20 protein-coding genes and 1 tRNA gene are annotated in these 22,738 nt (G+C 45.5%); 9 read left to right on the top strand and 12 right to left on the bottom strand.

The annotated features are described in order from the left end of the window. Positions 1 to 86: 86 nt before the first annotated feature. Positions 87 to 2,804, top strand: coding sequence for a hypothetical protein (locus tag BLV62_RS03860; protein ID WP_089758867.1), 2,718 nt, complete (start codon positions 87 to 89; stop codon positions 2,802 to 2,804). Between the two features lie 90 nt (positions 2,805 to 2,894). Here the strand turns inward: BLV62_RS03860 and BLV62_RS03855 are convergent, their stop codons facing one another. Next, positions 2,895 to 3,692 carry a helix-turn-helix transcriptional regulator gene (locus tag BLV62_RS03855; protein WP_168927869.1) on the bottom strand — a complete coding sequence of 266 codons (798 nt, stop codon included), beginning with the start codon at positions 3,690 to 3,692 and terminating at the stop codon, positions 2,895 to 2,897. A gap of 85 nt (positions 3,693 to 3,777) precedes the next feature. Here BLV62_RS03855 and BLV62_RS03850 point away from each other — a divergent pair, with 85 nt between their 5' ends. Next, a complete protein-coding gene (locus tag BLV62_RS03850; RefSeq protein ID WP_168927870.1) occupies positions 3,778 to 4,671 on the top strand; it encodes a TIM barrel protein in 894 nt (297 codons plus the stop codon). A gap of 224 nt (positions 4,672 to 4,895) precedes the next feature. Here the strand turns inward: BLV62_RS03850 and BLV62_RS03845 are convergent. Then, positions 4,896 to 4,970 (bottom strand) — tRNA-Glu (locus tag BLV62_RS03845). A gap of 140 nt (positions 4,971 to 5,110) precedes the next feature. On the opposite strand from BLV62_RS03845, the gene gap reads away from it, so the two are divergent. The 3 genes from gap to BLV62_RS03830 all read left to right on the top strand — a co-directional run bounded on the left by gap (position 5,111) and on the right by BLV62_RS03830 (position 9,036). Then, a complete protein-coding gene (gap, locus tag BLV62_RS03840) occupies positions 5,111 to 6,127 on the top strand; it encodes a type I glyceraldehyde-3-phosphate dehydrogenase (protein ID WP_089758863.1) in 1,017 nt (338 codons plus the stop codon). Between the two features lie 168 nt (positions 6,128 to 6,295). After that, a complete protein-coding gene (locus BLV62_RS03835; protein WP_089758861.1) occupies positions 6,296 to 7,489 on the top strand; it encodes a phosphoglycerate kinase in 1,194 nt (397 codons plus the stop codon). 128 nt (positions 7,490 to 7,617) lie between these two features. Next, a complete protein-coding gene (locus BLV62_RS03830; RefSeq protein ID WP_089758859.1) occupies positions 7,618 to 9,036 on the top strand; it encodes a cation:proton antiporter domain-containing protein in 1,419 nt (472 codons plus the stop codon). A gap of 149 nt (positions 9,037 to 9,185) precedes the next feature. On the opposite strand, the gene BLV62_RS03825 is transcribed toward BLV62_RS03830, so the two are convergent. The 9 genes from BLV62_RS03825 to BLV62_RS03785 all read right to left on the bottom strand — a co-directional run bounded on the left by BLV62_RS03825 (position 9,186) and on the right by BLV62_RS03785 (position 17,369). Then, positions 9,186 to 10,472, bottom strand: a complete 1,287-nt coding sequence (locus tag BLV62_RS03825) for a lytic transglycosylase domain-containing protein (protein WP_089758857.1) — start codon at positions 10,470 to 10,472, stop codon at positions 9,186 to 9,188. 10 nt (positions 10,473 to 10,482) lie between these two features. Further along, on the bottom strand, positions 10,483 to 11,934 hold the full coding sequence (gene gatA, locus BLV62_RS03820) for an Asp-tRNA(Asn)/Glu-tRNA(Gln) amidotransferase subunit GatA (protein ID WP_089758855.1): 1,452 nt from the start codon (positions 11,932 to 11,934) through the stop codon (positions 10,483 to 10,485). A gap of 62 nt (positions 11,935 to 11,996) precedes the next feature. Continuing rightward, a complete protein-coding gene (locus tag BLV62_RS03815) occupies positions 11,997 to 12,254 on the bottom strand; it encodes a Sec-independent protein translocase subunit TatA/TatB (protein WP_089758852.1) in 258 nt (85 codons plus the stop codon). 374 nt (positions 12,255 to 12,628) lie between these two features. Continuing rightward, complete coding sequence (rplS, locus tag BLV62_RS03810; RefSeq protein ID WP_089758850.1) at positions 12,629 to 12,976, bottom strand: 50S ribosomal protein L19; 348 nt, start codon at positions 12,974 to 12,976, stop codon at positions 12,629 to 12,631. A gap of 119 nt (positions 12,977 to 13,095) precedes the next feature. Next, positions 13,096 to 13,770: a tRNA (guanosine(37)-N1)-methyltransferase TrmD gene (trmD, locus tag BLV62_RS03805; RefSeq protein ID WP_089758848.1), complete on the bottom strand. Its 675-nt coding sequence runs from the start codon at positions 13,768 to 13,770 to the stop codon at positions 13,096 to 13,098. 5 nt (positions 13,771 to 13,775) lie between these two features. Then, the gene (rimM, locus tag BLV62_RS03800; RefSeq protein ID WP_089758847.1) at positions 13,776 to 14,297 is read right to left on the bottom strand and encodes a ribosome maturation factor RimM; all 522 of its coding nucleotides are present in this window, start codon (positions 14,295 to 14,297) and stop codon (positions 13,776 to 13,778) included. A 93-nt stretch (positions 14,298 to 14,390) separates the two neighbouring features. Beyond that, positions 14,391 to 14,852, bottom strand: coding sequence for a 30S ribosomal protein S16 (gene rpsP / locus BLV62_RS29095; RefSeq protein ID WP_089758845.1), 462 nt, complete (start codon positions 14,850 to 14,852; stop codon positions 14,391 to 14,393). Positions 14,853 to 14,963: 111 nt separating this feature from the next. Next, positions 14,964 to 16,304 carry a signal recognition particle protein gene (ffh, locus tag BLV62_RS03790; protein ID WP_089758844.1) on the bottom strand — a complete coding sequence of 447 codons (1,341 nt, stop codon included), beginning with the start codon at positions 16,302 to 16,304 and terminating at the stop codon, positions 14,964 to 14,966. 198 nt (positions 16,305 to 16,502) lie between these two features. Beyond that, positions 16,503 to 17,369, bottom strand: a complete 867-nt coding sequence (locus BLV62_RS03785) for a sigma-70 family RNA polymerase sigma factor (RefSeq protein WP_089758842.1) — start codon at positions 17,367 to 17,369, stop codon at positions 16,503 to 16,505. A gap of 364 nt (positions 17,370 to 17,733) precedes the next feature. Here BLV62_RS03785 and BLV62_RS03780 point away from each other — a divergent pair, with 364 nt between their 5' ends. After that, positions 17,734 to 18,114 carry an START-like domain-containing protein gene (locus BLV62_RS03780; RefSeq protein ID WP_089758840.1) on the top strand — a complete coding sequence of 127 codons (381 nt, stop codon included), beginning with the start codon at positions 17,734 to 17,736 and terminating at the stop codon, positions 18,112 to 18,114. On the opposite strand, the gene BLV62_RS03775 is transcribed toward BLV62_RS03780, so the two are convergent. After that, positions 18,111 to 18,728 carry a hypothetical protein gene (locus BLV62_RS03775; RefSeq protein ID WP_089758838.1) on the bottom strand — a complete coding sequence of 206 codons (618 nt, stop codon included), beginning with the start codon at positions 18,726 to 18,728 and terminating at the stop codon, positions 18,111 to 18,113. The two genes, BLV62_RS03780 and BLV62_RS03775, sit on opposite strands and share 4 nt — an antisense overlap. 129 nt (positions 18,729 to 18,857) lie before the next feature. Here BLV62_RS03775 and BLV62_RS03770 point away from each other — a divergent pair, with 129 nt between their 5' ends. The 3 genes from BLV62_RS03770 to BLV62_RS03760 all read left to right on the top strand — a co-directional run bounded on the left by BLV62_RS03770 (position 18,858) and on the right by BLV62_RS03760 (position 22,717). Next, positions 18,858 to 20,297, top strand: a complete 1,440-nt coding sequence (locus tag BLV62_RS03770) for an LptF/LptG family permease (RefSeq protein ID WP_089758836.1) — start codon at positions 18,858 to 18,860, stop codon at positions 20,295 to 20,297. Between the two features lie 11 nt (positions 20,298 to 20,308). Next, positions 20,309 to 20,983, top strand: coding sequence for a phosphatase PAP2 family protein (locus BLV62_RS03765; RefSeq protein ID WP_139169909.1), 675 nt, complete (start codon positions 20,309 to 20,311; stop codon positions 20,981 to 20,983). Positions 20,984 to 21,088: 105 nt separating this feature from the next. Continuing rightward, the gene (locus tag BLV62_RS03760; protein ID WP_089758832.1) at positions 21,089 to 22,717 is read left to right on the top strand and encodes an ArnT family glycosyltransferase; all 1,629 of its coding nucleotides are present in this window, start codon (positions 21,089 to 21,091) and stop codon (positions 22,715 to 22,717) included. Positions 22,718 to 22,738: the final 21 nt, after the last annotated feature.

The raw sequence follows: 22,738 nt of genomic DNA, 5'->3' as shown, positions 1-22,738 counted from the left end.
AGCCAATAATTAAGAGTCGCTATAGGTCAACATAGTTCCTCTCCTACACTATTGTTCGTCCCCGTTACCTGAAAAATTGACAAAAAGTGAAAAAAGGATTTTTATTACTTCTTTTGCTAAGCCTGGGTTCCTTAGCAGTATTCTCCCAAGCCTACCCTTATGTGGTTGGCGATAAGTATGTGAACAAACAACCGGCGTCAAAAGCGCTGATAAACAGCCGTACTGCCCGGGTACTGACCAGCGCCAAAGAAAAATGGGTAGCGCTGAAGCCTGGCGCAGCTTCCCGGCTCGACAGCAATGCAGCAGCCCCCGACCTCACATTTAAGATCAAAGCCCCCGTTGCAGGAACTTATGAGCTGTCGACCTACGCCATGCCAACCAACCCTGCAACAGATATCATGAAAGACGAGAAAGGCAATCCTGTAACTACTTATATCAAGCTCCAGGTAGGAGATCAAAGACCAACCAAAAGAATCCTCTACGACGCCTTCAGGCGCGGCAACCAGGTAACAGGCAAATTTGAACTGAACGGCAGGGAACAAACTGTAAAAGTCTGGTTGCCTGAAGGAGTGCAGTTAGGACACCTGGAATGGAAGAATTATAATGACCCTGCAGTTCCTGCTGCTGCAAAGAACTATGTTCCTAAAATTATTCCGCCTGCAGGGCATCCCCGGATCTGGGTGAATAAGCAGTCGCTATCCCTTGTTCAGAGCCGCCTGACAATAGGAGAAAACCGGCAGGCCTGGGAAAAAGTGACTGCCGCCGCTACAATGCCTTTTCATTTCGAATTTGATATCAACAAAGAGATCTTTTATAGAGAAGATGTGGAGAAGGCGGCAGAAACCAAGGCATTCTATTACCTGATGACGAAAGATGAAAAAGTGGGTAGAGAAGCCGTTAAACTGATGGTCGACTATTTCTCGGTACTGGAGTTCGGGAACGTAACATATGGCGATATTACCCGTGAAATAGGCAGGGCTATCTATACCGGTTCGTTGGTTTATGACTGGTGCTTTGATCTTTTGAGTAAAGACGATAAGCAACAGCTTTACTCGCACATGCTGAAACTGGCCAGGGAAATGGAAATAGGATGGCCTCCGTTTATGGATAGCATTGTAAACGGCCATGGTAATGAAGCCCAGGTAAGCCGCGACCTGCTCTCTATGAGCCTCGCACTGTACGACGAAAACCCGGAGCTTTATAAATACACTTCATATACCATACTGGAACAACTGGTACCAATGCGGAAGTTTGAATACGAATCGCCCCGGCACAACCAGGGCGTAGATTACGGCGCATATCGTTTAGGCTGGGAAATGCATGCAGTATGGCTGTATTATCGCATGACCGGCTTCCCCGTATTTGACGACAACATCAAACAACTTCCTTATTTCTGGTTGTACATGCGCCTGCCCGACGGCTATATGCTCAGGGATGGCGATATGTTCAATGTAAAGAATGTAAACGGGAAACGCCCGTACTGGAAACAACCGCAAACTATGCTGCTATGCGCTTCCTACGCCAATGATCCTATACTGAAAGGCGAATTTGAAAGGGAAGGCGGACTTCCCGACAATCCGGTGCTGTTCCTGTTGGTAAATGATCCTGCGCTGAAAGCAGATCATAATCTCAACTCCCTGCCCCTTACAAAGAATTTCGGTCATGTATTGGGAGGATTGGTTACCCGTACCGGTTGGGATAATACGCCTGATAGTAAAGATGTGATCGCGGAGATCAAAGGCGGCGGTTATCATTTTGCCAATCACCAGCACTCCGACGCCGGCGCCTTGCAGATATTTCATCATGGCATGCAGGTAGGCGATATTGGGCTATATCTTTCCTATGGTTCGCCATACGACTATAACTTCAACAAACGTTCGATCTCTCACAGTATGATGCTGGCCAAAGACCCGGATGAGAAGTGGTTGTTCAGGGCAAAAGACAACGATGGCGGTACCCGCTTTAATCAACGTTTTCCTATGTCGCCAGCTGAAACTACCACCGATCCATGGTTCGACAATGGCCAGGTATTATCAGCCGATTTTGGTCCTTCCGCCCAAAAGCCTGCCTTCAGTTATTTCAAAGCAGATCTGACAGGCGCCTATACAGCGAAGATGACTAACTATACGAGAGGTTATTGCTTCCTGAACCTGGGAAGGCAGGATGTTCCGGCAGCCATCATCCTCACCGATGATATGACCACTGCAAAAGCAGACTTCAAAAAATACTGGCAGATCAATACTATTCAACCTCCCGTGAAAAACGGGGATCAACTGGTATTAAGCAATGAGCTGAATGGCCATGTGGGCAAAACGTATGTAAATATGCTAATTCCTGCAGCTGCCAACAGAACGATGGAAATACTGAGCGGTAAAGCCGCCAACAGCAATTTCGATGAACAGTTCGATATCAAATCAGATAAAGCAGAAGCCAATGCGCATCGTATTATGATCTCTCCTTCCGCCGCCAATCAACACGATCGCTTCCTTACTGTTTTCCAGATGACAGAAGGCGATGCCGCTCCCCTGCCAATCCGCTTCCGGGAATATCCTTCCTACTACCTGGTAGGCCTCGCAGATCAACTCGTATGCATGAGCACGGGCAGTGAACTGGTTAATACGGCTATCGATCTCGACATCCAGGCGAATACAAAAGTGACGTTAACAGGCTTGAAACCTGGTTTCTGGACGGTAAAAGGACCTGATGGAAAGAGCAGGAACTTCGATATCCGGCAAGGTAAAAACACTTTGTATTTCGAGGGGGTGGCAGGTAAATACAGCATTATGCCGGGAAGAGCTTATTAATAAAAAGGCTGGTATTGAGGAATGCCAGGCTTTTCATTTTTTTCATATTTTAGGTTAGAAGAGATTGTTTTCCAGCAATCTCTTTTTTTTTCAATAACTGATACCGTTCCTTGTAAGTAAATAATCATCCGACCTGAATTTACCTGGAGAGATGTTCAACATTGTTTTAAACGTTTTAATGAAATGAGCCTGGTCATAAAACCCTTCTTCCAGGGCGATGCTGCTAAACCTGGTTGCATGGCTCTCCTGCTGCAGGCGGTCTACCAGGCTGCGTATCCGGATAATGCCTGCATACTCTTTGGGTTTTATTCCCAATACCGACTGGAAAACAGTTTCCAGGTACCTGTTAGAACATCCCATCTGGTCAGCTACTTCTTTTATCCTGACATTTCCTCTCTGTTGTCTTATCAGCTGGCAGGCATGCTGGGCAGAGGTAATGATATTTCCTTTTCTTAAAAAGGCGCCCGAATTAAAGTATTGCATAACAGCGGCTTCGTTTGCAGGGTCAAAATCCAATGCCAGGTTATGTTCAAGCAGGGAAAGATCAATGAATGCATCGGCGGTTTCAGGTATTGCGTTCCGTATAAAATGCGCCGGCGCCCAGGGATAGAACTGGACGAGAAATATTTTCGTGTATTCATTAATGTTAATACTGATGCTGGCGGTAAGCTGGCCGCAAAGGTATACTCCTTCTTTCATAAAGACATCTGCCTTGCTGCTTTTTACGCCTATTCCTTTGCCTGTAACAAATGCAATATTAAAACAGCCGTTTGGCAACACCTGTTTGCCTGCTACAGCAACAGCGCCGGAGGCATTGTCCAGCACCCAGCATTTCTTGATATAATTTACTACGACCGGGGATACGGGGTATTCTTCATATCGGAACATATACCAAGATAAAAATTTTTTGCTTCGCATTTTTACAATGACAGGAGGCAATATCATTTTATGTTTACTCCATAAACACCCACTTATGAACAGAAGAAATTTCCTTCGCACTTCAGGTACACTGGCAGCAGCCAGTTTTTTACCCGGCATTATGAGAGCGGCGCCGGGATTCGACTACCAGCTCGGGTTGCAACTTTACTCCCTGAACACTGAAATGAAGAATGACCCCAGAGGGACGTTGCGCAAAGTAGCCTCCTTTGGCTATAAAGACCTGGAAACCTATGGCTTCAACCACGGAGGCAATAAGTTCTATTGGAACCTGGAACCAGCCGAATTTAAGGCGCTATTGCAGGAATTTAACCTCGTCACATCCAGCGGCCATTATGACATCGACAAGTTCCTGTTGCCGGGAGTAACAAAAGATGAGAGGAAAAGGTATGTGGACGATTGTATCAACGGCGCCAGGGTCCTGGGTCAGCAGTACATTGTATGGCCATGGCTGGACCCGCAGTTGCGGAACCCGGAAAAGTTCAAGCTGCTTGCCCAAACGCTGAACGAGATCGGCGAACAGGTGAAAGCAGGCGGGTTGCAGTTGCTCTACCATAACCATAATTTCGAGTTTGTGAGCGAACAGGGAAAAATGGGGTATGATACTATTCTTGCAGAAACCGATCCCAAACTGGTGAAGCTGGAGTTGGACCTTTACTGGGCCATCCGCTCGGGCCAGGACCCTCACCGGTTATTCAGCAAACAACCCGGCAGGTTTGCTGTCTGGCATATAAAAGACATGGATAAAAAAGATCCTGACCTGCATACGGTTGTTGGCGATGGGAGCATTGACTTTAAGAAGATCCTGCCGGATGCCAAGCTTTCTGGGTTGAAAAAGATCTTCGTTGAGCAGGGGAATAATTATGTACCGGATGCGTTGAGCTGTGTGGAAAAGAGTGCAGGATATATGAAAAGGGAGATATTGAAATAGGAGAAAGGGGATCAGCGATTTATTTCACATAATGATTGTTATTCATATTTCCCGGTAGAATCATTCGCGCCGAAGTGGCCGGAGATCTCAAAGTCGATTATTTCTGCTGCTGGCAAACTGTACCGGCGGGGTAATTACTTGCCGGCATAGGTTCTGCACCTGCCAATTAAAAAGGGCTCCTCTAAACGAGAAGCCCTTAGCTCTTTTTGGGTAAAACCCTTATCTGGTACCACGTACGGGAATCGAACCCGTGATTCCTCCGTGAAAGGGAGGCGTCTTAACCCCTTGACCAACGCGGCGTATTGTTTTGGGATTGCAAAGGTATGTCCTTATTTCATATTTCCAAAAAAAATTTTGATAACTTAAAATTCTATTGATTAATAGTGGTATTGATTGTAAATTCGCCTTCGATTTTTTCATACTCAAATCACGATGTAAAATGGGAAGTACTCTCAAAATTGGTATTAATGGTTTCGGCCGTATTGGTCGTTTGGTATACCGCCAAATTTACAAAATGCCCGGTATTGATGTGGTGGCAATCAATGACCTCACCAGCCCTAAACAGCTCGCGCATTTGCTGAAATACGATTCAGCTCAGGGCAGGTTTGATGCCGAAGTAAAACATTCTGACAATGCTATCAACGTCAATGGAGAAGACGTGACTATATATGCACAGAAAGATCCTGCTCAAATTCCATGGGGCAACCATGAAATCGATGTTGTGATCGAGTGTACTGGTTTCTTCGCTGATAAAGAAAAAGCTGAAGCTCACCTGAAAGCCGGCGCTAAAAGAGTAGTAATTTCTGCTCCAGCAACCGGCGACCTGAAAACAGTAGTTTTCAACGTAAACCACGATATCCTGGATGGTAGCGAAACCGTTATCTCCTGCGCTTCCTGCACTACCAACTGCCTGGCTCCAATGGCAAAAGTACTGGATGATCAATTCGGTATCCAGTCTGGTCTGATGACCACTGTTCACGCTTACACCAACGACCAGAACACCCTGGATGCTCCACATCCGAAAGGTGACCTCCGTCGTGCCCGCGCTGCTGCTGCGAACATCGTTCCTAACAGCACCGGTGCTGCAAAAGCAATCGGCCTGGTACTGCCTAAACTGAAAGGTAAATTAGATGGTAGCGCTCAACGTGTACCTACTATCACCGGTTCTTTAACTGAACTGACCACCATCCTCGGCAAAAAAGTTACTGCTGAAGAAATCAACGCTGCAATGAAAGCTGCCGCTAACGAATCTTTCGGTTACACTGAAGATGAAATCGTAAGCTCAGACATCATAGGTATCCACTATGGTTCATTGTTCGATGCTACTCAAACCAGGGTATTAACTGTTGGCGAACACCAACTGGTTAAAACCGTTTCCTGGTACGATAACGAAATGAGCTATGTATCTCAGCTGGTTCGTACTGTTAAGTACTTTGCCGGTCTGATCAGCAAATAATATCTCCTGCTCCCGGCCTGAAACCGGGAGCAGTTATTTAGGCCAATCCGCAGAACCACACCATTACAGCACTTGCCCGGTTCTTTCAATCTATCCCGGACTCTACTGCTTTATGCTGGTACTGCGGTTTTTTATGCTCCATCTTATCTATCCAAAAATTGATTCCGTATGAGTAAATTCTCCGACTACAACTTCAATGGACGCAAAGCCCTGGTGCGTGTCGATTTCAACGTACCATTGAATGACAAATTCGAAATCACCGACGACACCCGTATGAGGGCTGCCGTTCCAACTATAAAAAAGATCCTGAAAGACGGCGGCGCCGTGATCCTGATGTCACATTTAGGTCGCCCGAAAGACGGTCCTACCGATAAATATTCTCTCCGTCACCTGGTTTATCACCTCATCACCTTATTAGACGGCGTTACTGTAAAATTCGCTGAAGACTGCGTAGGCCCTGTCGCTGAAAAAGCAGCCGCCGACCTGCAAATGGGCGAAGTGCTGTTGCTGGAAAACCTGCGTTTCCACAAACAGGAAGAAAAAGGCGACGCTTCATTTGCTGAACAACTGGCTAAACTGGGTAACGTATATGTAAACGATGCATTCGGTACCGCTCACCGCGCCCACGCATCTACAGCTATTATCGCTCAATACTTCGACCCCGCTAACCGCATGTTCGGCCTGCTGATGGAAGCTGAAGTGAACAGCGCCCAGAAAGTGCTGAACGAAGCTGAACGTCCTTTTACCGCTATCCTGGGCGGCGCCAAAGTGAGCGACAAGATACTGATCATCGAAACCCTGATGGATCGCGCCAATAACATCATCATTGGCGGCGGCATGGCCTATACTTTCCTGAAAGCCCAGGGAAAAGAAATCGGCAGCTCCCTCTGCGAAAATGATCGTCTCGACCTCGCAAACGAACTGGTTGCCAAAGCAAAAGCAAAGAACGTACAACTGATCCTGCCTGTTGATTCCGTAGCTGCCGATAAATTTGCAGCCGACGCCAACACCCAGGTTGTATCTAACGATAATATCCCTGCCGGATGGATGGGCTTAGACATAGGACCTAAATCCGTTGAACTTTTCGGAACAACTATCAGCAACTCGAAAACCATCCTGTGGAATGGCCCGATGGGCGTTTTCGAAATGGCTCCATTCCAGGGCGGCACTAAAGGCGTAGCCGAAGCAATTGTTACCGCAACTGCAAAAGGCGCCTTCTCTCTTGTTGGCGGCGGCGACTCCGTAGCTGCTGTAAACCAGTTTGGAATTGCTGATAAAGTAAGTTATGTATCTACCGGCGGTGGCGCATTACTGGAATTCTTTGAAGGTAAAGAACTGCCAGGTATCGCTGCTATCCAGTAAACCAGCATAAGATTGAAGCAAAGTTTTTTAGGAAGTGTAAGGATCTGTGTACCCACATAAAGAACTGCCTTATACTGCTTAAAAAACTTTGCTGTTTTTATACCATCCCGTTTTTAAAAATCCGAACCATGACCAAGCGCTTACTCTGGTACCCCGCTATCATTGGCGTTTTCGCCTTCCTGATCTGGTTTATACTAAACAAAGGCCAGTCGTTGCCTATGCATGTTGCTGCAACGCCTGCCCCTCATGTTACCCCGCCTGCTGTTGTTAAAGCCAGCTGGTTACAATATTTGGAAAACCTGAAGCACCCCTTAGGTTTATTGCTGCTGCAGATCATGTTCATCATGCTCGTGGCCCGCTTTTTCGGATGGCTGGCCAATAAGGTGAAACAGCCTGCCGTGGTAGGCGAGATCATTGCAGGCGTACTCCTGGGCCCTTCCCTGTTAGGATGGGTTGCTCCTTCGTTTTCTGCTTTCATTTTCCCGGCAGATTCGCTCAAAACCCTGCAGTTCCTGAGCCAGATAGGGCTTGCTTTCTTTATGTTCATTGTAGGTATGGAACTGGACATACAGAAGATCAGGCAAAAAGCGCATGATGCAGTTATGATCAGTCATGCCAGTATTATTATACCCTTTTTCCTGGGCGTTTCCCTGGCTTATTTCCTCTATACGAGGTTTGCCCCTGTCAATGTAAGCTTCATCTCTTTCGCGTTGTTTATGGGCATTGCAATGAGCATTACAGCGTTTCCTGTGCTGGCGCGGATAGTACAGGAACGGAAACTTACAGGAACTCCCCTCGGCGTAATGGCCATCACCTGTGCAGCCGCCGACGATGTTACCGCCTGGTGCATACTGGCCGTGGTAGTAGCAATTGTTAAAGCCGGCGGACTGGTAAGCGCGTTATTGACAATTGTGCTTGCAGTAGTATTTGTAGCGGTGATGTTGTTTATTGTGCGTCCGCGACTGGAAAAAGCCATCAGGAAACATACCGAGAACAATCAAATGAAAAGAGCAGTTTCACTGGCTTTCTTCGTTTTACTGCTCTCCGCCTGGCTGGCGGAAGTAATTGGTATCCATGCCCTGTTCGGGGCCTTCCTGGCGGGCGTGATCATGCCTTCCAACACTATCAAGCAGCTACTGACCGATAAGCTGGAAGACGTGAGCGTTATGATGTTGCTTCCTATCTTCTTTGTTTTTACCGGTCTGAGAACTCAAATCGGTTTGTTAAGCCAGGGCGACCTCTGGGGTGTTTGCGGTATGATCATGTTTGTTGCAGTTGCCGGCAAATTCGGCGGCAGCGCCATTACAGCCAGGTTGATGGGACAGAACTGGCACAGTGCGGCGTCTATCGGTGCACTGATGAACACACGGGGATTGATGGAATTGGTAGTATTGAATATCGGCTATGACCTTGGCATCCTGTCGCCGGAGATCTTTGCTATGCTGGTGCTGATGGCGTTGGCCACTACTTTCATGACCGGCCCCTTGCTGGATTGGATTGGTTATAGTGAAAGAAAGAAAGCAGCGATCACCAGGATCTCCTGTTAAGACTAAAATCCTGTTTCCGGATATGCCCTGGAAGTAAGCGCTTCCGGGGCTTTTTTTTGTTTATTGAAAATAGATGATAGTATAATTAACTAAAAACGGCTGTCTCGCCACTTGAGACAGCCGTTCTTAGTTAATTCTTTATACCACGCTTATGCTTTCTTATGCGTGGTTTTCTTTTTTGCTGCTACATGTTTTGTAGAAGCATGTTTTTTTGAAGTTGAAGTTTTCTTCTTGTAGGAAGTAGTTCTTTTAGCAGGAACTTTCGGCGCTGCAGTGTTCTTTTCTGCCATTTTCACCGGAGGCGGGAATTTGGATTTGTCTAATCCCACCGCTTTATCATCCAGTGTCATCTGAACAGACTCTTTCAGCATTTCTTCTTTCTCTGCCATGAATTCCTTCATTTTGGTTTTAGGAACACGCAGATCGTAGCTGTTTTCGGCGCTGCTCATTGCTTTGGCGAAGCCTGGGTTCAGGCGATCCAATTCGCTGACAGGCATATCCAGTTTTTTGGCGATAGCCTCAAGACGGTATTTACCAGTGATGTTGATCTCAACAGTGTTGAAGATCTCTTCTTCGCTCAAAGGAGCCCTGGTAATGCGTTCTTCAGCCGGCATGTTAACGGTGATCGTTTTATTTGTATTATCGTCATCGTCGCTCACGCCGAAGAAGTTATTGAATCTATCTAAGATATAACCGGTTGCGATGAATTTGTAAACATGGTTACGTGATTCGGCAGGCAGGAAATACTGCATACCCCAGAAGTCCGTACGTCCGCTGGCGTTAATAGCGCGTTGAACGCCGCCCGGACCGCAGTTATAAGCTGCTACTACCAGTAACCAGTCCCCGAACTGTGCATACAGCTGGTTTAAGAACTGGGCTGCAGCGATAGTGGATTTATAGAAGTCTTTTCTTTCGTCAACTTTCTTTCCTACGTTCAGGCCAAAGATACGCGCGGTACCTGCCATGAACTGCCATGCACCTACGGCGCCCACCCTGGAACGTGCGTTGGTGTTAAAGCTGGATTCAATCACAGCCAGGTATTTCATTTCTTCCGGAATACCGTTGTCGCGGAACACCTTTTCAATCATATTGAAATATGGTTGTCCCCTGTCGACCATGATCTGTAAATGCTGACTATACCTGGTAGCATAGTTATTCACATAGCTGGCAACCAGGTTATTGTTGATCTGTTCGTAGACTTTCGGGCTACGAATAGTATTAGGCAGACTTTGAGCGGCCTTTCTCACCGCTACAGAGGTAGGAGATGCTGCAACTGTATCTTTAGGCAAATGCACTTTGTGATTCAGCTTCAATACAGTCGTATCAGGTGCAACTGCCGAATACACCATCTCTTTAGGATTGCTGATGCCCCCCCTTGCGCTCACATATACCAAACTTGTCGCTGGCAAAAGCAGTAGTAAAAAGATTTTTCTCATACAATTTATTTTAAACAACAGTCACCTGCTCTTTAGCCATTAACAGGCGGGCTATCCTGAGCAAGCTTTCTTCGCTAAACTTCTTTGTGATGATCTGTACACCGTAAGGCATTCCGTTTGAATGCTTCTGCAATGGGACCGATATGGCCGGTACCCCAACTAAATTTGCCAGTACTGTATAGATATCAGCTAAGTACATGGCTATCGGATCGTCGGTTTTTTCTCCTAATTTAAATGCTGTGGATGGCACAGTTGGCATTAAAATGGCGTCATACTCTTCAAGAATCTCATTTAATTTATCTGCAACAAGACGCCTAACTTGTTGTGCCTTCGTATAATATGCGTCGTAATATCCAGCGCTCAGCACAAATGTCCCTAACAATATACGACGTTTTACTTCTATACCAAACCCCTCGGATCTACTTTTTTTGTAAAAATCGGTCAGGTCAAGGTTTTGCTCCCGGGTGCGATGCCCAAATTTAACACCGTCGTAACGTGACAAATTTGAGGATGCTTCGGCAGTGGTTAAAACGTAATATGCTGGTACTATATGATCAATGTATTCGAAACTATGCCCGGTAACCGTGTGACCATTATCTACCAGTTTTTCAAAGAAGTCGATATACGCCCCTCTCATTTCTGCGTCCAGTCCGTCGTGGTACTGTGCATCTCTTAAATACGCAAATTTGAGAGATTTATTGTTCTCCAGGGCCAGGTTGGCCAGATAATCAGGTACAGGATGCTGAGATGCGGTGCTATCAAATTCATCCGGTCCGGCGATCACTTGTAGAACAGCCGCCACATCTGCAATATCCCTGCCAAATATGCCGATCTGGTCAAAAGATGACGCGTAGGCGATCAAACCATGCCGGGAAATCCTTCCATAGGTTGGTTTCAGCCCTATAATGCCGCAGAAGTCGGCTGGCTGGCGAACTGATCCGCCGGTATCGCTACCGAGGCTCACATGGCAGAGGTTGGCTTGTACGGCTACAGCTGAACCGCCTGAAGAACCGCCCGGTACACGGGTGATATCCAGTGCATTCAGGGTAGGGCCATAAGCCGAGTTTTCATTGGTAGATCCCATTGCGAATTCGTCGCAGTTCAGATTACCAATGATAATAGCGTCTTCCGCCAGCAGCCGTTCTATGGCTGTGGCAGAAAATATAGAATTAAACCCTTCCAGCATCCTGGAAGCGGCGCTTACATTATGTCCTTTGTAGCAGATAACATCTTTTATTCCCACTACCACACCTGCCAAAGCACCCAGCTTCCCGCCTTTTGCAAGGCGGTTATCCAGTTCTTGTGCTTTATTCAGGGCCTCTTCTTCATATACCTCCAGGAAGGCATTCAGATGTTTTAGCTTCGCTATGCGGTCCAGGAACGTACGTACCTCCGCCACACAGCTAGTTCTGCCGGCGTATAATGCTTCATGAAAAGTAGCTATACTGCTGAGTTCAGACAAGGCTAAATCGGTTGATTATTTTACAATCAGGACTAAGAAAATTGGCTATAGGTCGTATGCGATTATTTAGATGCTTCCGTAGGAGTATCAGTAGTGGCAGACGGTTGTACAGGTTTTTCTCTCATACCTTCTTCAATTTCCTGGCGCACATTGTTTTTGGCGTCATTGAATTCGCGGATACCTTTACCTAAACCACGCATTAATTCCGGAATTTTTTTACCTCCGAAAAGCAGCAGTACAACCACAGCAATCAACAGTAATTCGGACATCCCGATATCCTGAAGAATCAAAAATGATGATTTAACAAAAACAGCTGTCATCTTCTCAAATATTTATAGTGTTCTGTAAACAAAGATAGGTCATATAATCCGCTTTTTCACGCCATTTATCCAACCTTTAATACCATTTTAATTGTTTCACGCGGGAGTTTCACGCAAAGGAGCAGAGGAGGCAGAGAGCGCAAAGGATTTTTTTAAGAAATAAAGGAAGCAAAGACGGTGAAATAAGAAAACAAAGAGAGCGGAGATTGTGCGATATAACACAATCTCCGCTCCCTCTGCTTCTTATTCTTCTTAAAAAAATCCTTTGCGCTCTCTGCCTCCTCTGCCCCTTTGCGTGAAACTTCCCGCGTGCAATCAATGAAAAAAGCGATGTCCGGAAGACACCGCTTTTAACAAATTTCCCTGTATTTATACTAAACCCTTTTTTCTTTGATACGGGCTTTCTTACCAGCACGCTCACGCAGGTAGTAAAGCTTAGCTCTTCTTACTTTACCCACTTTATTCAACACAATACCGTCGATATTAGGAGAGTAAAGCGGAAACAGTCTTTCCACGCCAATGCCATCAGAAATTTTTCTAACAGTGAAAGAAGTTGTGAATCCTGTACCCTGGATTTTCAACACATCACCTTTAAAGGACTGGATCCTTTCTTTATTACCTTCCACGATTTTATAATTGACAGTGACGTTGTCGCCTGCTTTAAACTTCGGGTACTGTTTTTTTGCTGTCAGTTGCTCGTGAACAAACGAAATTGCGTTCATCTTTCAAATATTTATGGGAGTGCAAAAGTAAGTCAAGAAATAGCATTTACCAAATTAAAAAGCAAGAATTATTATTATTAAGTTGATAGCATGCCATTTTTGACCTCATAATCATTCAGTTATGTTAATAAATCGGGGCGGCGTGTTTTTGTCCGCTCCAAAGACGCCTGGTGGCGCCATTCGTCTATTTTCTTGTGATCGCCGCTCAACAGGATATCCGGCACCTTCCAGCCCCTGAATTCAACAGGGCGGGTATAAACCGGCGGAGCCAGCAAATTGTCCTGAAATGAGTCTGAAAGGGCGCTGGTTTCATCATTCAGCACACCCGGTATCAGGCGGCCGATGGCATCTACCAGTACGGCTGCCCCTAATTCTCCCCCACTGAGCACATAATCGCCTATAGAGATCTCCTTAGTGATGAAATGATCCCTGATCCGCTGGTCAATACCTTTGTAGTGCCCGCAGAGCATCAGGAGGTTACCTTTGAGCGAAAGCTGGTTGGCCATTTTCTGGTTCAGCGTCTCCCCATCCGGCGTCAGGTAAATGACTTCATCGTACTTTACCTTCGCCTGCAACGTTTCAATGGCATTTACAATGGGTTCAAGCATCATCACCATACCTGCGCCTCCGCCAAACTGGTAATCATCTACCTGCTGGTGTTTAAGGTTCGAATACTGGCGAAGCGGGTGTACATGCACTTCCAGCAACCCTTTTGCCTGCGCCCGCTTCATGATAGAATGGGAAAGCGGACTTTCCAGCAATTCAGGGAGTACTGTAATGATATCTATACGCATAGTTATCAGCTTGTATATAATTCAATCAAACCATCAGGTAATTGCACATGCACTACCTGATTCTTTTTGTCCACTTTTACCAGGGTTTGTTCATTTATTGGCAATAAAGCCTCGTTTTCGCCAATAAATACTTTTACCAGCACCTGCATCGGCATTTCGATCACTTCCTCTACCGTACCTAAAGTTCCGTGCTGTGCATCTACTACTGAAAAACCTAATAAAGCTAATGGAGCAGAAGAAGCGGTTTGCTGTTTAAAATCTTCTTCCTGTAAAAATACCTGTGCAGGCATTAATTTATGAGCAGCTTCCTTGGTATCGATACCTTCCAGTTTAATAAATACCTGTTCATGGTCTTTTACCTTCACATGCTCTATAAAGTAGGGAATAAAGCTATTCTTGCGTTCTTCGAGGAAAATAACGGTTACTCCTTTCAGCGCTGATCTTTTACCTAGGCTGTGGCGCAGGATCAGCTCTCCCTGTAACCCGTGAGCCGAGGCCAGCTTTCCTATACTGAAATAATTACTCATAACCTTTTAGAGATTGGGTACTGCATTAAAAAAAAGGAAATATTTGCGTTTGCAAATATTTCCTTTTTCAGGTATTGTTAAAACGTTGCCGTTTTATGCTTCTGTACCTTCTCCTTCTGCCGGAGCTTCAGTAGCCGGAGCTGGAGTGTCTTCAACCTTTCTTACGATTGGAGCAGCAACTCTTGCTTTTTTGTGGCTGTCGCGGCGGGCAGAAACTTTTTGTTCGTGTTCAGCTTGCCATTGTGCAAATTTCTGGTAAGCAGTAGGCTCGTCGAACAGGTTCAGGGAAACACCTCTTAACAGGTGTTTTAAATACAATACACCTTTGAAAGACAAGATCCTTCTAACAGTATCAGTAGGTTGTGCACCTTTCTGTAACCAGCGTAAAGCTTTATCTGTATCGATATTGATAGAAGCTGGAACTGTTAATGGATTGTAAGTACCGATTTTTTGGATGAATTTACCATCTCTTGGAGCGCGTGCGTCGGCTACTACGATAAAATAGAAAGGCCTTTTCTTCGCGCCATGTCTCTGCAGTCTGATTTTTACTGGCATAAATAAGTCGAGATTATTTTTTGCGAGTTAGGAAATATTGTTTAATTAGGGATGCAAATGTAAACAGTAAGTTTTTATTTGCAAAAAAAATTTATATCAAAATCAATTTAATTATTTCATCATTCCCTTCATCCCTTTCAGGCCTTTGCCTCCGCCGCCCATTCCGAACTTATTCATCATCTTCATCATCTGCCTCATTTGTTCGAACTGCTTCATGAACTGGTTCACGTCCTGAATATCTTTTCCGGCGCCTTTAGCGATACGTTTACGGCGGCTGCCATCGATCATATCCGGATCAGCGCGTTCTGCCTTGGTCATTGAATTGATCATAGCTTCGATGCCTTTGAAGGCGTCGTCGCTGATATCCAGGTCTTTAACCGCTTTCCCAACTCCGGGGATCATAGCCATCAGATCTTTCAGGTTACCCATTTTCTTGATCTGCTGCAATTGCTCCTTGAAGTCGTCGAAATCGAACTGGTTCTGGCGGATCTTCTTTTCAAGTTTTTTGGCCTGCTCCTCGTCGAACTGCGCCTGTGCACGTTCTACCAGGGTAGTAATATCACCCATTCCCAGTATTCTCTGGGCCATCCTTTCAGGGTAGAAAACATCGAGGGTATCGAGTTTTTCGCCCATGCTCACAAACTTGATAGGCTTTTCTACCGTGTATTTGATGGTCAGCGCCGCACCACCGCGGGTATCGCCATCCAGTTTCGTTAATACAACACCGGAGAAATCCAGTCGTTCGTTGAACGCTTTAGCGGTGTTAACCGCATCCTGGCCGGTCATGGAGTCCACTACGAACAGGATTTCCTGGGGTTTTACCGCTGCTTTCACGTTGGCTACCTCGGTCATCATTTGCTCGTCGATGGCCAGGCGGCCGGCAGTATCGATGATGATAACGTTGTTGTTATTGCTTTTGGCGTGCCTGATAGCGTTTTCAGCGATCTGAACAGCATTTTTGTTTTCAGGCTCGCTGTAGACTTCCACTCCTATCTGTTCACCCAGCACTTTCAACTGGTCTATCGCCGCCGGACGATAGATATCCGCAGCTACCAGCAATGGTTTCTTGCTCTTCTTGGTTTTGAGGAAGTTGGCCAGTTTACCGGAGAACGTGGTTTTACCGGAACCCTGCAAACCTGCGATCAGGATAACGGTTGGATTGGTTTTGATATCCAGCTCCGCTTCGGTACCACCCATCAGGGATACCAGCTCATCCTTCACGATCTTCACCATCAACTGCCCGGGAGAAATAGAAGTCAATACCTTTTCTCCCAATGCTTTATCTTTTACCTTATCAGTAAATTCTTTAGCAATTTTATAGTTCACATCCGCATCCACCAATGCACGACGGATCTCTTTAACGGTAGACGCTATATTTATTTCCGAAATCCGACCCTCTCCTTTAAGCTGCTTAAACGCGGAATCGAGTCTCTCTGATAATGATTCAAACATTGTTGGTATTTTAAACGGATGGCAAAAGTAACAAAAAGAGTGTAAAGGAAAAAGCAGCAACCCGGTATGTTGGCCGGGCTGCAAAAAGAAATACAGCGAAGCAATAGCGGTATTACGCTATGTACTTCGCTGTAACAACTTTATACAATCGACAGTCAAGCAGGCTTTGACGCCTGTTGTCCTATAGCTTTCTTACTATTAACCCAGGTAGTTCCTGAGCAGTTTGCTGCGGGAGGTAGTACGAAGCTTGGTGATAGCTTTGTCTTTGATCTGGCGCACCCTTTCGCGGGTCAGGCCAAACTTCTCGCCAATATCTTCCAGCGACATCGGATGTTCTACAGCAATACCGAAGTACAGCATGATCACATCTTTTTGTCTGTCTGTTAACGTGGAAAGTGAACGTTCGATCTCACGACGTAATGAATCGTGATGATCCAATTCTTCATCTGCACTTACAGCATTCGGATTTTCCAGCACATCCAGCAGAGAGTTGTCTTCTCCATCAATGAACGGAGCGTCCATAGACACGTGCCTGGCTGCTACGCCTAAGGTAGCTTCCACTTCATCTGTGTTGATTTCCAGAATAGTGGCCAGTTCGTCGGGCGACGGCTCTCTTTCATACTCCTGTTCCAGCTGAGAATACGCTTTGCTGATCTTGTTACTCAAACCTACTTTGTTCAATGGCAGTCTTACAATCCTGGATTGTTCTGCCAATGCCTGCAGGATAGACTGACGGATCCACCATACAGCGTAGGAAATGAATTTAAAACCACGTGTTTCATCAAAACGTTGTGCGGCTTTAATTAACCCGAGGTTACCCTCGTTGATCAGGTCACTCAGTGAAAGACCCTGGTTCTGATACTGTTTCGCAACGGATACCACAAAGCGAAGATTAGCTTTTGTCAGCTTTTCCAACGCTCTCTGATCGCCCTGCTTGATCCTGATAGCCAGATTCACTTCTTCTTCCGGCGTGATCAAGTCCACTTTACCAATTTCCTGCAAGTACTTCTCCAGGGATTGCGATTCCCTGTTGGTAATGGACTTTGTGATTTTTAGTTGGCGCATTGACATAGAGTCGGAACAGTTACAGGTTAATAAAAAGTTAAGATTTGATGAATGCCTGACAAAAATAACTTTTTTTAGATAGCGACCAAAAAAAATCTGTTTGTTTTAAAGTATTTCCAAATAAAATCGATTGATCGTTAAGGGCTTGCAATTGTCGCGGAAATTCGCCACTATGGGGGCAAAGGGCGAAAGTAGCCAATATATGCAAAATCTGTATTTATTATTTCCGTAATATATGTGATTTTCTTTAGGTATTCCGGGCATTTCCAGGATAGTATAAAAAAAAACCACAAATAATTTTGACAGAGTAAAATATTTTCTATAATTGCAACTGGATGATATTGATTTACTAATTATTTGAGAGATGTCAAAGAAAGTGCTTTATGAATTAGAATTTCCGGTTAGATGCTCACCCGGTATCCTGTATGAGTTCTTATCTACTCCAGCTGGTTTGCAGGAATGGTTCGCAGATAAGGTTGACTTCAGGGATAACGTGTTTTCTTTTTCCTGGAATGGTACTACTGAAGAAGCTGAAGTAATGGAACAGGAAGAAGATGAGTTTATCCGGCTGCACTGGACGCATGCCCCGAAAGACGAGTTTTTTGAGTTCCGCATACAAATTTCTGAAGTAACGAACGAAACTATCCTGGTAGTAAAAGATTTCGCAGAGAAGAAAGAAGTGAAGGACCAAAGCCAGCTATGGGAATACCAGGTGAAAGATCTTTTCCACCGTATCGGCAGTTAATAGCCAGTTTTACCATGTAATGCGTCGAGCAGGGTTGCATATGTCGTAGCCACCCCGGAAATCATTTCTCCCCAATCTCCTATCTCGAAACGTTTAGCCAGTTTAAGGAAGTCATACCGGCTAATCAACTTATTCCAGTCTTCTAAACTTAAATCCTCTATGTAAGCATAGCTACCATTTTCAAAGTCATGTTCCCAGGGATCTTCCCGGAGATAAACCTGAAATCCGCCAGCTTTTAATGGTTCATACGCATCCTTCAATGCCGTAGAGAACTGCTCTTTTGCCCCGCCAGACAGGTGTAGGGTTGCAATAAAATAATGCCCCCACCAGAACATCGTTCTGAATGCAAATATTTCTTCCTTGCTGAAATAACGCGGATAATCCATCATCACCCACGGAAATCCCTTGTATTGCTCGCCCTTCGATATCTTGCCCCCCGAATGCTTCCAATGCGCCGCAAACGGGAAATCTATCCCCTCTTCTACTTTCACCAATGCATCCTGCAATTCTCCTAACAGTAAAATAACTTTCTCTATTACCCTGTTTTTCAGCCGGATAAAATCTGCATTTCCCGCAATAGCCGCTTCCTCCGGCGTCAAATCAAAATTTTCCATATAATTTTAACGGTATTTTCAGGTTATCCTGCTCCCTCCTTTGGGAATTCGTACTAACTTTACCAATTACTTGGATCAGTACTGTTCTTTACGAAGGTCGGGATTCAATATTCTAATACAGCATTATCAGTGAAAAAACTCGACAAATTAATTATAAAAACCTTTCTCGGTCCTTTTGTTGCCACCTTCTTCGTTACCTTGTTCGTACTGGTAATGCAGTTCCTCTGGAAATACGTGGACGACCTGGTGGGAAAAGGATTAGACACCGTAGTTATTATTCAGCTGATCTCCTATACCAGCGCTACCCTGGTACCACTGGCCCTTCCGCTGGCTGTATTACTCTCTTCCATTATGACGTTCGGGAACCTGGGCGAAAGTTTTGAACTGGTAGCCCTCAAATCGTCTGGCATCTCCCTGCTCCGGTTTATTGCCCCTCTATTGGTGGTTACCGCCTTTATTGGCGTTGGCGCCTTCCTCTTCTCCAACTATGTGATCCCCGTAGCCAACCTGCAGGCAAAATCCCTGCTGTACGATATTACCAACTCCAAACCGGCCTTCAACATCAAGGCTGGCGTATTCTATAAAGATATACCCGGCTATACCATCAAGGTAGCCCAGAAAGATAAAGACAACCAGACCATTCACCAGGTAATGATCTTTGATCAGCAGAGCGGGGGAGGCGATAAAGTTATTTTCGCTGAAAAAGGCCAGATGGTGCTTACCGCCAACAAACGTTTCCTGTATTTTATTCTGGAAAATGGCTGGAGATATGAAGAAAGAGGCAATCGCGGTTATTCCGTACCCTCCGACATGATACGTTTAGGGTTCAAGAAGTATAGCAAAGCCTTCGACCTTAGCTCCTTTGCCTTCAACAGGCTGAATATGGACCTTTTTGCGTCTAATCATCAAATGCTGAATGTACGGCAGCTCGACAAGGCTATCGACTCGCTTCAGAAGGCGGAAAAAGAGTTTTCCAAAACCATCAGCACCTCCAATGTAACGGTGCGTTTTGCCTTCTTTAAATGGAAGGACAGCGCCTGGCTGGCTTCCGCTCCACCGTTAAAAGTGAAGGATTTCGAAGAAATAGTGCCGGCTAAAAGTAAACGCAGCGTCCTGGAACGGGCCCTCCAGAATACCCGGGAAATGATAGGCAGCATGGAGCAGCCGGTGGTAGAGTATGAAGATAAACATGGTAACGTATTGATGCACAAGGTAGAATGGCAGCGTAAATTCACCCTGGCGGCAGCATGTATCGTCATGTTCCTGATAGGAGCACCCCTGGGTTCTATTATCCGGAAAGGGGGATTAGGTACCCCATTGGTATTTGCAGTGATTTTCTTTGTGATATTCAACGTCTTCTTCATGATAGGGGAAAAGATGGCCAGAAGCGGCGTTATGCTGACCTGGTCGGGCATGTGGCTGTCTAATTTCGTGCTGATGCCGATAGCAGGTTTCCTTATCGTTAAGGCTATGAATGATTCGCAACTTTTTAATAAAGAATATTATTTTCGCGTTATTCAAAAGATAAAAAAGTTCTTACAAAGATTTAAAAAGCAACCTACAACTTAAAACCTACAGAATTGAAAACGCTGTTATCACTGTTCAGAAAGAACTCATACTTCTTTCTGCCGTACCTGTTATGCCTAATTTCAGGGGGGTACATACTTGCAACCTACAGCCAACGAGATCTCTTTCTGTATATCAATGGAGGACACTCCTCCTGGGGAGACATTCTCGTTACAGGCCTCACTTATCTTGGCGATGGTCTGATGTTTGGCTTAGTATTGCTTTTACTGTTAGTAAAACAAAAATTCAGGCTCTTTTTTTCAGGTCTGGCTATCTTGTTGTTAGTAACATTAATCGTTCAGGTAGGGAAACATTATTTCAATGCGCCAAGGCCCATCAGCTATTTTGGTGACGAATCCGCAACCCTGGTACATACCGTCAGCTGGGTAAATGTACACAGCAGTTGCAGTTTTCCATCAGGCCATTCTGCTGCGGCTTTTGGACTTTTCAGTTTCCTTGCGGTGATCCTTCCCAATAAACGCTTTGGGATATTTTTATTTTTGATGGCACTATGTGCGGGGTATTCCCGTATATATCTTGCCCAGCATTTCTTTGCTGACGTATATGTTGGCAGCATTATTGGCACCCTTTGCACTACGGTGATATGCGGCTTTTTCAATTTCAGGAATACCACAGAATCGCCGGAAGTATGTGCAGAAACGCTTTTACAGGCACAGGCCAATACCTAGTAAACAGATTCGGATTTTTTCGTTCATGGATTTTGTAATGAGGGTCCGTTTTCTGGTTACGAAGTCCATGAATTTCTTTAATCATCCGAAAAACAGATTATTTTAATGAAGTACCTGCTGATTGCCCTTTTTGCTGCGTTACTATTCATACCATTCCTTGGAGCTGTACACCTGTTCGACTGGGACGAGATCAATTTTGCCGAAGCGGCCCGCGAAATGATTGTTACACATAATTTCAGCCAGGTACAAGTTGATTTCAGGCCTTTCTGGGAAAAGCCGCCCTTGTTCATCTGGATGCAGGTGCTCAGTATGAAACTGTTTGGGATAAATGATTTCGCAGCAAGATTCCCGAACGCAATTGTAGGCATCATTACCCTGGTCACCCTGTTTGCCATCGGCAAAAAACTGGTGAACGACAGGCTGGGCGCCTGGTGGGCATTGGTATACGCTGGCTCCTGGTTACCTCATTTTTATTTCAAATCGGGCATCATCGACCCTACTTTTAACCTCTTCATCTTCCTGGCAATCTATTTCGCATATTCTATAGCGCATAGCAAGAACACTTACCGGCTGGCTGCTTTAAGCGGTTTTTTCCTCGGCCTGGCCGTACTGACGAAAGGGCCGGTTGCCATCCTGGTGGCCCTGCTTACCTTATTGATCTACTTTATTTCCCGCAAAGGAAAGATCGGCATCAAACTGGGCCATATTGGCGTAATTGCGCTGCTGGCCTGCGTTACAACCCTCCTCTGGTTCGGCTATGAGATCATTGCCCACGGATGGTGGTTTGTAAATGAGTTTGTTGCTTACCAGGTCCGGTTGCTGACAACGGAAGATGCCGGCCATGGCGGTCCTTTCTTTTATCACTGGATCGTGTTGCTGATCGGCTGTTTTCCTGCCAGTTCTTTCCTTTTTACCTGGCTGCAGAACAGGAAGAACAGTAAAAGCATCTATGCCGCCGGCACCGGGCAGGAATTAAAAGATTTTATCAGGTGGATGTGGGTATTGTTCTGGGTAGTGCTTATTCTTTTCTCTATTGTAAAAACAAAGATCGTTCACTACTCTTCCCTTTGTTATTTCCCGCTCACCTTCCTGGCTGCCTGGCAGGTATACCTGCTGGCAGAAGGCCAGAAACGGCTTAAAGGCTGGAATATCACAATTATCGGCATCATAGGTATCCTACTGGGAATTGCTATTGCCTTACTGCCGCTGGTTGGAGTGTATAAAAATATGCTGATACCATATATAGGCGACAAATTCGCGGTAGCCAACCTTCAGGCGAATGTTCCATGGTCTGTAGCCGAAACTGCCTACGGCGCCGGCTATGTGATCCTGGTGATCGTCAGCCTTGTATTGCTGGCCAGGCAATCGCTGACCAAAGGCCTGTTATGCCTTTTTATCAGCACTATTGTTGTTATACAGGTAACTGTACTTCATTTTGTTCCTAAGATAGAAGCCTACTCCCAGCGGGCGGCTATCGAATTCTTTGAATCCATGCAGGGCAAAGACGTATACGTAAAAGCATTGAGCTACCATAGCTACGCACAGCATTACTATGCGCGCCAGCAACCGCCTGCCAATAAGAACTATTATAATGAAGACTGGCTGTTAAATGGCCAGGTAGATAAACCGACATACTTCATTTGCCGCATCACTGATAGCGAACCCTATATGCATCACCCTAACCTGGAAGTGATCGGCGAAAAGAACGGCTTCGTATTCTTCAAGCGGAAGTAATTTCACGCAAAGGAGTTTCAC

It is taken from the genome of Chitinophaga terrae (ex Kim and Jung 2007) (assembly GCF_900107795.1).
Taxonomy (GTDB): Bacteria; Bacteroidota; Bacteroidia; order Chitinophagales; family Chitinophagaceae; genus Chitinophaga; species Chitinophaga terrae.
This window is presented reverse-complemented; position numbering and strand designations above follow the sequence as displayed.